We start from the raw sequence: 8,857 nt of genomic DNA, 5'->3' as shown, positions 1-8,857 counted from the left end.
GTACTAACTGCATCAGGTTCAAAGGGTATTTCTCAGCACAAGGCACCCCTAAAGTTTTTTGTAAAGGTATAGAAATATTATTCGCAATAAAAAATTGTTTTCATTCTATTTCTCTGCTATATGTTTATTGTGGTATAGCGTCATCATTAGAATATTGCTATGAATACCATTATGATTGTGGTATCCGCTTCCGTTATTTCGAACGACGGCACACCCCGAACCCAATTATGAATTGGCTTTTGTTGGTACAGGTTTTATGCCGTTCTCACTTCCAAAACTGGGGTGTTTGTCGGGCCTACTTGCCGATACAAAAAGTGATTATACTATGATTATCAGCGAGTTATGAAGTATGAGTAACAAATGAGTAACAGAAATAATATAAACATTATTTTATTGATAATCAAGGTGTTAATAACTTTTTTTCAAGTACTTTCTAAAAGATAATAACATAGCGCTAAATATCAATTAGTTAGCCATTTTTGAGTAACAATAGAGTAACAAAAATCGTATATCCAGTTTTTAGATGATAACATTTTGTTAAACAATAATTCCGGGCATGGCAAGCCATGTTTAGCGTTCTGAATAACAGATCAAACCTGAAAACTTTGAATAATGATATGAATATCAGGTGTCGGCAGACGCTGTCGCTCATCGATCAATGTCTGGTGAGCTGTTTTAACAACGGGCACTAAAATAAGAGTATATACGTATGAATATAGAATAACAGCGGTAGAAATTGGCATCAGAACTTTTACGGGTTGTGGTACCAATTTGGCCAAAGAAGCAAAACCATTGACCGCACTTTGGCAGCAAGGATCTTCCTCAGCCATTACAGTATGCAATTGATGGTCTTGTTAGTTTTGAAAGGAAAGATCGGAATGAAGCTCCGTCAATACCAGCATGATATAATTAGCATAGGGCATATCCATAAACATCATGCCGATCAGTACTACCGGAATTGTTAAAACCGTTGCCCAGATAATATTCTTTTTTAGCTTATTATATCGGTGCAGTTGTGCTTCTTCCTGCTTTTCCTTTCCGTTAACCGTATCGATGATCAGGTCGTATCCGATTGCCTGAACGGAATGCTGCAAATTTATAGCCTATACCAATTCAGGGTAAAATGCAACTTTTACCGATTGTGTGGCATAATTGACTTCTGCTTTTTCTACCCCTTTTTGGCTGCCTATCATAGATTCCACGCTGGATGCGCAAGCGGCACAAGTCATGCCGGTAACGGGAAAAGTCAGTGTCTGTAAATTTGTTCTTTCCATGATGATGATTTAACGATACAAAATTAATCAGCAATCCCGCATGTAATTTTATAGCATTCCGTTTGTTTTTTACATAATTTTACCTTGTTTATTGACCAGGATCAAACCCTATGCGAAACTTGTTTGCTTTACTGTTGCTATGCTTTATCAGTTGGAATACTGCAACTGCCCAAACTTCTTTTCAGGGTCGCCAGCCGCAGGTCGCTAAGGATGCAGCCGGTGTGCTCAGGTTGGTCTATGGCCGAATGGACAGCATCTTTTGTACGACCTCTACAGATGCGGGTAAAGCCTTTTCAAAACCAGTTTTAGTAGGTATCGTGCCCGATATGCATCTTGGCATGGCCAGAGGCCCGCAACTGGCCAGTTCGGTAAATTATAGTCTCGTGACGGCTATCGACAAAAAGGGAGATATTCATTATTTCACGCTTAACCATCGATCAAGGCAAGGCTGGAAGGTGATGGGCTTTTTAAACGACCAGCGTTCGTCAGCACCTGAAGGATTAATGCATATCGCTTCGGATATGCAGGACCATTTTTATGCGGTATGGCTGGACACCCGCATTGCTAAAAACAATAATATTTACTTCTCCTCCTTAACACCGAAATCAAATAAATGGAGCCGTAATAGGTTGGCTTATCAGTCACCCGACGGCCACGTATGTGAATGTTGTCGCCCAAGTATCGCGGTGGACGGAGGCCGGGTAGCGATCATGTTCCGCAATTGGTTGATGGGTTCGAGAGATCTATACCTCGTCAGATCAGACAACAAGGGAATTACTTTTGGCGCTGCACAGAAATTAGGGACCGGTACCTGGAAACTGAACGCATGCCCAATGGATGGCGGCGGTTTGACATTCAATACAGACCATTCCATAAGTACCAGCTGGAAAAGGCAGGGAAAGCTATTTTATGCAAAGCCGGACAATGATGAAGTTGAAATAGGTACAGGGCGCGATTGTAGTATCAGTTCATTAGGTGGTCAAAGCGTTGTTTCATTTTCCGAGAATGGTAACCTGAAAATAAAATATATCGGCACCAATAAGGTGATCGATATAGGAAAAGGCAGTTATTTAAAAACTATGGGCTTGCCGAAAAACAAATTGTTATTGGTATGGGAGGACGCTGAACAGGTGAAGTCAAAGACTTTTTGAGGTGGCTACAAGAATACAAATTTCTTCTGTCACCCCAAAAAATTAAAACTAAACGCATTAATAATATTCCGTCTTTACCCTTAAAATAAATATGAAAAACGCACTAATCAGTCAGTTCTATTATCTTCGATTACACAATGCTATGCTAATCTATTTATGCAACCAGAAAGTATTCCCTTATGTAATTCAGACAGATGAAGTCACTAATGGGAGTTTCCTTATTCCGTTTTAACAAAATTTCGAATTGATTACCCCCTGGTTAGGCCCGAACCTGAAACCACACTTTTTCATGCTTCTTCATTTTACCACTTATGACATTGCTGTTTAACTGAATAAGCTTTTATTCTCACAATGATTTAATATCACCAGCAATTATAGTCATGTCATTGTTAAGCTGATGATCATCCCTTGTTATTTCACGAACGTTTGTCCGCGTAATAGACTGTAAACGGAACAAATATAATCAGCTCGAAAGTTGTTCTGACAGCAAAATTCGTCGATACTCAAATTGCTGTCAGCACTTCATTAGTGATTAACATCTTGTTAACCGGGCTGGCAAAGCGTTGTATTGATAAGCAAAAAATAAATTATGTTTACAAGTTCTACAGCAAAAAACAGGGATGAGGAGGTAAAAGTGACGTTTACCTATATTTCGCTACTTGTTCGTATCCGCCTACAAATTATATAACAGTATCGTTATACAGCAATTCGATAAATAGTCCTACTATTTTAACTTATCATTCAAGGACGTCGCCATATCAAGGTGGTGTTGAAGTACGGGAACACCTTTAGCAGCAAACGCTTTAATATCAACATCTTTTCCGTCTTTTGCCTCTTTCGTGAACTCGCTTATATCCTCTTTATGATCTCCAACCATAAAACTTATATATGCTTTGTCAAACTCAATTCCTTTTTTACTGGTTATCTCGTTGATATGCTTCCGGAAATCTTCACCGGTTTGAGCAGGTATAGTAATTTTTTTTTCTGCTGCTAGTTTTTTTAATGTTTCCTTGTCTTTACTATGATCCTTCACCATGTTTTCTCCAAACATTTTCACACCCGCAGTTACGGCATGTTCAGAAGCATACTGCCCTAATTCCGTTTCCATGGTAACGCCACTGGTAGCTTTTACTACGAATTTGCTATCGCCTTCAATTTTCTCCAGTGCCTTACTGCTATCCGCTTTCTGGGTATTATTTTGCTCAGCAACTTTTTCACTGTCTTTTCTGCCGGTATTATTACAGGCGCTAAACAGTACAAGTAAGGCAGGAACAACTAATAAATATCTTTTAGTTTTCATCTCGTTATGTTTATATATAAAGGTTCAAATAATATGCCAACGGCGCTCTCCAAGAGTATTGTTTTCCTTGTTTTGGGCTATAAAAATTGCTGGAATAATTAAGTGAGCTACCTGCTACGGTTAATTTTGGATGCCTCGATATCTGTCGGTTTCTTTTAAATAAAGATAGCTGACCGCAGATAAACATAAAAGCCCTAACAATAGGCCGCCCAGCACATCTGTGAACCAATGGGCACCGAGATAGATCCGTGAAAATGGAATTGAAAATATCAATAATAGGGAAGCAACCGCAATTATCGTTCGTAAATATTTAGGAATAGCTGTTAGTTGGTACATCAATAAAGTTAAGAAGCCAAAAAATGTAACATAGAAAAGCACATGTCCGCTTGGAAAACTTTGTTGTTGTGTTTTTTCAAGGATCCTGACCAAAGATTGGGAAGGTCTTGGACGGTTAATAAGCAGCTTAACCAGAGAACTTACAAGTCCCGAAATCAAAGTTAAGACGACAAATATTGCCTCCCTTTTATATTTAGCTAAGAAAAACATAAATGCCGTGCCAAGAACAATGATAGGCGAATTGGGCATATAACCAAACCAACTAATCACTTTCATCACAGTGTCTAAGAACTGATTCTGATGCTCCTGAACTTCTTCTGAAAATTCTCGATCTATGATAGAAAGAGGAAGGAAGAAAACAAATGCTGTAAGCAATAAGAAGCCTACTGTTATAGTTCCTATCACATACAGCATTCTGCGTTTATGTTTTTTATTAAAAGGCATGTATATTTAGTCCTCTTTTATAAAAACTCCTTTTTCATCAAAAATTAGGTCCCCACCTTTTATTTCAGCCTCATACATGGTTTTGCCAGCGGCATCGGTAACCTTTCCGGCCTCTTTTATTTTTGCACCTTTATAATGTGTAGCGACATAGGGCGCGACAGCGGGCGGCAATGCACTAATTGCAATAGCTTGTACAATTTCAACAAATGAACCGGCTGGGGTAAATACAACAGAATTATCTTCACCGGACCTCCCACCCCAGTTAGCTTCATAATTGCCTTTTTCCTTTTCCCAACTCACTTTGGTGGCTTTAGGATACTTTCTGCTCAGCGCAGTTTTAACAGCGGTTGGTACCGCGGAACTTTTTAAATCTTGCGCCATTAAATTTCCTGCCAACAAAGCAGCAATAAATCCAAACAATAATTTCCTTTTCATATTCATGGTTTCTATCAAGTATAGCTAATTAATCTGTAGGAAATTTGTACAGATAGTTTTTCGAACAGCCCAATCGTTCTCAAGGTCCTTTTATTGGGATAGTAAAGAAGATAAACAAGATTATAGCATTATTAAGATACTGCAATTGCGAACGCATCGCGATCTTAAGGCAAAACATTTTAATTGAAGATACAAGGTTGTAATTTTGATTTAGCACAAAAAGAATCCTTGTCCATTTTAACTGACAAGGACTTTTTTTAGCTCATTAAATCTGTCAACGTATTTTAGGACGACTCAATTAAATGTATTTCAGCATTAAAAATTAAATCCGATCCTGGCAAAAAATCTGCGGCCGTTGCCACCCATTTGCACAGCATCAAACGGGCCTGATGGTTCGTTGTTGTAAGCATAACCTTTAGCGCCGGCTACGTAAGCAAGATCAGGGTGAACGTTGAAAACGTTATCGGCACCTAAAGAGAACCTGGTTGATTTATTAAGCCTGTATGAGAAATACACATCGCTTACTGCTTTACCGCTATAAATATACTGATCTGGAAGTTGCGCAGAACCATCGTCGGTTGGTACAGTTGGCGTAAGCGTAGAGCCGTCGCCATAGCCCAACAGGTCTATTTTGCCGAAATAGGTTACCCGCGCACCCACCGTAAAGCTTTTATGGCCATACTCCGGATTTAAAGCAAATTTTTGTGGCGGGGCAGATGCCAATATAAATTTCTTTTCGCGTGAACTTAAAAAGGTTTCCCTTAGCGCCGCTGTTGTGCTTAATATTGGCGGATAGTTAATATCATCAATATCCATGCTTTGGAAGTTACCTGTAAATAACAATCTGTAACGGTTAACACCAACATTTTTAGTATAATCTATCACCACATCCAAACCGCGATTGGTTGTATTTACCGCATTAGCAAAAAACTGTGCCGAACCTACATTCAAGCTGTTTAAGGTTGCTGTAAAAGCAGGATCAAGGGTTGGATCTGATGCGCTGAACTGGCCGGAAAGTACTACCCTATCTTTCACTTTGATCAGGTACCCATCAACCGTAAAACTTAATTCTGGTATTGGTCTATAAGTAAACCCGGCACCTGCATTTTTAGATTTTTCCTGTTTAAGGGTAGGTATGCCCGCCGCACGGGTAATAGGGCTGTAATTAGGCGCTATCTTTACTTCTGATATCACAGTGCCCTGTACATTGGTGAATGTAGAGCTATAGTTGATCTGTTGTAAAGATGGTGCACGGAAACCTGTTCCTACCGATCCACGGAAATTCAGGTTATCAGTGATCTTATAACGGGTAGCGAATTTGGTATTAAAATTTGATCCAAAATCACTGTAGTGTTCATAACGGTTGGCAAAATTCACCAGCCATTTTTTGGTAACATCCAATTCCATATCCACATAGCCCCCAAAAACAGAGCGGTTGTCGCTTATGGCATCAGCAGGCTGGAAGCCAGGGAAACCCTGAGATCCCGCTGCTTTGATGCCGGCGGGATCGTAATTTTTATAGGATGCCTCCTCCCCTGCAAATATTTTATAACGCTCAAACCTATACTCGCTGCCAAAGCCCAGGTTAAACCCGGATAAAACTTTTGAGAAACGTTTATTGATATTCAAGTTGGCTGTGTTTTGTAAAAATTCCGATCCTCCGTCATCAAAATGAGTTTTATCGGCCCCTAATGAGGCATTAAAAGTTTTTTCACCAAAAAAATGAAATTTATTATTACCTACATTATTACTTAGGTCCCAGTCCCATGAATCGCCAAATGTGCCTTTCAATCCTGCTGCAAATGCAATATCTGCATTGTGGGTTTGAATAAGCGGGTTGTAATAAGAGTCACCATCAGGATCCTGGAAGATAATACCGGGCACGATGATCAGATCTGTACCATTCGTTGGAAAGCGCTCCGGCCTGCCAGAAAAATTACGGGTAAATGCATAAGCCTCCCCTGCTTTATAACTGTAACCACCAAAACTGTAAAACGATGTTTTGGTACCGCTAAATGGAATTTCGCTATTGTAAAAGAATGCGCCCGATTCTGATGACCCATCACCATTGGCACGTCTGTATGGGTTAAATGGCAATGCATTTGGGTTAGCTAAAGCGGTATCACGTGTTTGCCGGTAAGTTTTACCGTTTTTGGCATAATCACCGGTAAAGTTTATAAAACCATCTGTACCAATAGCCAAACCATAGTTAGCATCAATAGTGATACCGTTGCCATCAATAGCGCCACCGTGTGGGTAAAAGCCGGATACCATGCTTTTGCCACTATTAAAAGCCGGATCATAATAACCCGAATAACCTACATTTGCAGTAAATTCACCTGTGTTTTTCTTTAAAACCAAGTTGATGACACCGGCGATAGCATCTGATCCGTATTGTGCGGAAGCACCATCGCGCAATATCTCTACCCTGTCAATTGAAGCTGTTGGTATAGAACTTAGATCAACACCGGAGTTACCCCGGCCGCGTGTACCAAATACCGAAACAAATGCAGTAGAGTGACGTCGTTTTCCGTTGACCAATACCAGGGTCTGATCCGGGCCAAGGCCTCTCAATGTCCCTAATTCTACATGATCGGCACCATCAGAGCCTGACTGCTTGTTGTAATTAAAAGAAGGCGCAGCGTAGTTTAAGATATCCGTAAGATCCAAACGGCCTGTGTTTGATGATGCCTTACTTATATTCACTACATCAACCGGGACCGCAGTTTCCAACTTAACACGCCCGGCAGACCGTGTACCGATTAAAACCACTTCATTCAACTGGTTAACATCGCTTGTTAAAGAGACATCGATATTAGTACGGCCGCTTATAGAAACAGTAAGTGCTTTATAACCGGTGTAGGTGAATATCAACTCGGCATTTGAGGATGCATTAATGGTATACATACCCATTTGGTTAGTACTTGCACCACCGGCAGCACCCTTAACCCTTACGGTAACACCCGCAATAGGCGTAGAACTAACCGCATCCGTTACAACGCCCGTTACGGTTTGTGCTGTGGCAATATAGCCGGTGCACGTAAAAGCAATAGCAATAAGTAAATTTTTGATCATAAAAGCTTGGCTATGTTAGTTATACTAATTTAAATGTAAGTTAATGATTATTATGGATATAATAACAAAAACTAAAATTACCTGCAATTCTTTTAATAAAATCATTAAACTACCTTCTGTAAATTGAACTTGCGTTCCACCAACACCTCTTACCAGCCAATAATACACCCAAAGTCATTATAAACCACCCCCCAATGCATCAGAAAGTGGAGCAGGCATTTTTCGGCGGAAGACGCAGCGGAAGCCCGGTTCGATATTACTGGAACGTCCTTATACGTTCCTGAATTAAAATTATTCCTCATCGCGGCCAGGGCAAATGGCGGTCAAAAAGCAGCGCGATTGATTTATAAAGGAGATCACTAAGAATTTTGAGTTTCTCTTTTAATAAAGAAACATCGCCGCCACCAGAAAGGCAAGCGAAATGGCCCCACCGAATGAATTAGCGAGCCGGCTGAGAAAAGCGTGGTGAAGGAAGGCTTTTCTTTAAGAAAAAGGTTCAATATGGATCAGTACATCCTTAATGGAAAGCTTGCTGTCCATTAATTTATCCTTAACTAAATGCGCGATGCGGTGCCCCTCTGCGACTGATAAATCCGGAGCAACCTGTATATGCAGATCAACAAAATAATCGAAGCCCATCTTTCTCACGTAGCATTTCTCTATAAACAATACTTCATCAGCCTCTGCGGCTAATGCTCTGACCTGATCCACAATCTCGCCAGATGGCGCAGCATCCATAATTTCAGCCAGGCCAGGGCGTAAAAGCTGGATTGCGTTATAAAAGACAATGCCGGAGGCTAAAAGCGCAGCCCAGTCGTCGGCACCTTCGTACCCCTTACCTG

9 protein-coding genes are annotated in these 8,857 nt (G+C 40.4%); 1 reads left to right on the top strand and 8 read right to left on the bottom strand.

Annotated elements, in window-relative coordinates; genetic code table 11:
* Window positions 1-590: 590 nt before the first annotated feature.
* From JWQ85_RS13585 to JWQ85_RS13575, 3 genes are read right to left on the bottom strand one after another with little or no spacing between them, the layout of a single operon-like run.
* Window positions 591-830: a hypothetical protein gene (locus JWQ85_RS13585; protein ID WP_299468826.1), complete on the bottom strand. Its 240-nt coding sequence runs from the start codon at window positions 828-830 to the stop codon at window positions 591-593.
* A 24-nt stretch (window positions 831-854) separates the two neighbouring features.
* Window positions 855-1,094 (bottom strand): hypothetical protein, encoded by a 240-nt coding sequence (locus JWQ85_RS13580; RefSeq protein WP_299468824.1) that lies wholly within the window; start codon window positions 1,092-1,094, stop codon window positions 855-857.
* 9 nt (window positions 1,095-1,103) lie between these two features.
* Entirely contained in the window at window positions 1,104-1,274 is a 171-nt protein-coding gene (locus JWQ85_RS13575) for a heavy metal-associated domain-containing protein (protein ID WP_299468822.1), read from the bottom strand.
* Between the two features lie 110 nt (window positions 1,275-1,384).
* Between JWQ85_RS13575 and JWQ85_RS13570 the strand changes: the two genes are divergently transcribed.
* Window positions 1,385-2,425, top strand: coding sequence for a hypothetical protein (locus JWQ85_RS13570; protein ID WP_299468820.1), 1,041 nt, complete (start codon window positions 1,385-1,387; stop codon window positions 2,423-2,425).
* A 724-nt stretch (window positions 2,426-3,149) separates the two neighbouring features.
* Here JWQ85_RS13570 and JWQ85_RS13565 read toward each other — a convergent pair.
* From JWQ85_RS13565 to JWQ85_RS13545, 5 genes are all read right to left on the bottom strand, one after another.
* Complete coding sequence (locus JWQ85_RS13565; protein WP_299468818.1) at window positions 3,150-3,725, bottom strand: DUF4142 domain-containing protein; 576 nt, start codon at window positions 3,723-3,725, stop codon at window positions 3,150-3,152.
* Window positions 3,726-3,845: 120 nt separating this feature from the next.
* Window positions 3,846-4,505 (bottom strand): phosphatase PAP2 family protein, encoded by a 660-nt coding sequence (locus JWQ85_RS13560; RefSeq protein ID WP_299468816.1) that lies wholly within the window; start codon window positions 4,503-4,505, stop codon window positions 3,846-3,848.
* 6 nt (window positions 4,506-4,511) lie between these two features.
* Window positions 4,512-4,940, bottom strand: a complete 429-nt coding sequence (locus JWQ85_RS13555) for a PepSY-like domain-containing protein (protein WP_299468815.1) — start codon at window positions 4,938-4,940, stop codon at window positions 4,512-4,514.
* Between the two features lie 315 nt (window positions 4,941-5,255).
* Window positions 5,256-8,015, bottom strand: coding sequence for a TonB-dependent receptor (locus tag JWQ85_RS13550; RefSeq protein ID WP_299468813.1), 2,760 nt, complete (start codon window positions 8,013-8,015; stop codon window positions 5,256-5,258).
* Between the two features lie 483 nt (window positions 8,016-8,498).
* On the bottom strand, window positions 8,499-8,857 hold a 359-nt coding region (locus JWQ85_RS13545), incomplete at its 5' end, for a cation transporter dimerization domain-containing protein (protein ID WP_299468811.1).

The sequence above is a fragment of the Mucilaginibacter sp. genome (genome assembly GCF_028288105.1).
GTDB lineage: Bacteria > Bacteroidota > Bacteroidia > Sphingobacteriales > Sphingobacteriaceae > Mucilaginibacter.
Note: the sequence above shows the minus strand (reverse complement) of the source record. Positions and strands in the feature narration are given on the sequence as shown.